This window comes from Skermanella sp. (assembly GCF_059503625.1).
In genome coordinates, this window is the sequence record NZ_JCACHA010000493.1 from 1 (window position 1) to 2,186 (window position 2,186).

The window sequence follows — 2,186 nt, forward strand, 5'->3', positions numbered from 1 at the left end:
CCCCAATCAGTCAACTACACCATACCTCAACCGGAAGTGTGGCAGGGTAGTGTTAGCACGACCTACATATCCCATCACCCCCCGGCCGCCAATATCCCCCGCGCCGCTGCCGCATCCGTCAAGATCTGCTGCTTCAGCGCATCGAAGCTTTCGAACTTCCGTTCAGGCCGGATGAAGTCGATCATCCGCACCCGCAGGTGCTTGCCATAGAGATCGCCGGAGAAGTCGAACAGATGGACCTCCAGCAGCTCGCGCAGGCCGTCGACCGTCGGCCGCTTGCCGAGGTTCGCGACGCCATCGGTCCAGACCGTGTGCGTCCCATGGTCGACGCCCGCTTGGACGGCATAGACGCCGTAATGCGGCCGCAGGTACTCGCCCAATTCCAGGTTGGCGGTCGGAAAGCCGATGGTCCGGCCGCGCTGATCGCCATGTTCGACCCGCCCTTCGACCTCCCAGGGACGCCCCAGGACCGCAGCGGCTTCGCGCGGCTTGCCGGCGGCCAGCAACTGACGCACGCGGGTCGACGAAAATACTCCACCCGACGTATCCGCCGCCGGCTTGACCTCCGTCACGCCGAAGCCCAGCGTCCGGGCCTTCTGGTACAGCAGTCCGACATCGCCGCCGCGCTTGTGACCGAACACGAAGTCGTAGCCGGCGACCACATGGCTGACGCTAAGGCCGGTTACCAGTACCTCGCTGATGAACTCGTCGGCGGTCTTGCTGGAGAAGACCGTGTCGAAATGAATGACGAACAGCAGATCGACACCCAGATCCTCGATATGGCGCGCCTTGGTGCGGAACGGGGTCAGCCGGAACGGCGCGTCCGAAGGCCGGAACAGGCTGCGGGGATGGGGCTCGAACGTCAGGACGGCCAGAGGCGCCCCTGTGGCTTTCGCCACCTCGGCGGCAGCGCCGATCACGATCCGGTGGCCCTTGTGCAGTCCGTCGAAATTACCCAGCGCAACCACGGCACCGCGCGCATCATCGGGCAGATCTGTGAAGTGTCTGAATAGTTTCATACCGGGCACCCCCTTGCCGCCCGGACCTCGATTAGCTCAAAAAAACAGTGATGTATATAGGGCGCGCGCACCAATGGATAACCCCGGCCACGGCAGGCGCGCCACTGCCCGCCGAAGTCCGGCACCGATGTCAGCCGCGGGAGGGGACCATCAGCGTCGCGTCGCCGTCGATCACTACAGTCTCGCCGACCGAAACCCCTGTCTTGAAGACCACGCGGCGCTTTTCCGCGATGACCTCAAGGACGGTGACCCGCGCATTGACCGTGTCGCCGATCCGGACCGGCGCCTTGAACTTGAGGTTCTGGCTCATATAGATGCAGCCCGGACCCGGCAGACGGGTGCCGAGAACGGTGGAGATGAAGCTCGCCGTCAGGATTCCATGGGCGATGCGGCCCTTGAACATCGTCGTGTTGGCGAACTCGTCATTCAGATGAACCGGATTGGTGTCGCCGGAAATGCCCGCGAAAAGCACCACGTCGGCCTCCGTCACGGTCTTCGCATAGACTGCGGTCTGCCCGACGAAAATGTCCTCGATGAAATAGCCGGTCAGGCCATCGTTCAAACCACGCACGTCGTCCATAGTCTAGGTCCCCTTTATCGGATACACAGCGCATGTGCACCCTCATCGCGACATGTTGCAATGCGGCATAACCGCATCCCTGCGAAACATGGCAGATGACCTATAAACAACCGGTTAGCACTTTAGTACCAGAGCGTCCCTCCACAGGCCTTTTCAAGGCTTCGTCATCCCTCCGGCACCCATCCTGACCATCTGAATCCTGATGGGGCATTTGACTTTCAGCCCAACAGCGCAACGGTCATTCGAGCCTGATGATTTTTTCAGCCCAGTGAAAAGGAAGAAAACGGATGACGTACGGCTTCGCCTTGATCACCGGCGGCACGACCGGCATTGGCGCCGCCTTTGCCAAATCTCTCCCAGACTCGACCAACCTGCTCCTGGTCGCTCGAAGCGAGGACAAACTGGCCGAGCGCAAGGCCGAACTGGAAAGCCCAAGCCGAACGGTGGAAACCGTGACCGCCGACCTGTCCACGACGGAAGGCCGCTCCAGGGTGATCGACAAGGCGCTGGAATGCGAAATCGACCTGTTGATCAACAACGCCGGCGCCGGACGACTCTCACGAGTCCTCGACAACGATCCGGAAGCC

The 2,186-nt window shown here is 61.7% G+C and carries 3 protein-coding genes; 1 reads left to right on the forward strand and 2 read right to left on the reverse strand.

Annotation, left to right across the window (positions count from 1 at the left end; translation table 11 throughout):
• Window positions 1-74: 74 nt before the first annotated feature.
• The gene (locus tag AC5JJ6_RS10720; protein ID WP_496042022.1) at window positions 75-1,019 is read right to left on the reverse strand and encodes a bifunctional riboflavin kinase/FAD synthetase; all 945 of its coding nucleotides are present in this window, start codon (window positions 1,017-1,019) and stop codon (window positions 75-77) included.
• 130 nt (window positions 1,020-1,149) lie between these two features.
• Window positions 1,150-1,599 (reverse strand): MaoC family dehydratase, encoded by a 450-nt coding sequence (locus AC5JJ6_RS10725; protein ID WP_496042023.1) that lies wholly within the window; start codon window positions 1,597-1,599, stop codon window positions 1,150-1,152.
• A gap of 287 nt (window positions 1,600-1,886) precedes the next feature.
• Between AC5JJ6_RS10725 and AC5JJ6_RS10730 the strand changes: the two genes are divergently transcribed.
• Window positions 1,887-2,186, forward strand: a 300-nt coding sequence (locus tag AC5JJ6_RS10730; RefSeq protein ID WP_496042024.1) for an SDR family NAD(P)-dependent oxidoreductase, incomplete at its 3' end; no start/stop codon positions are given.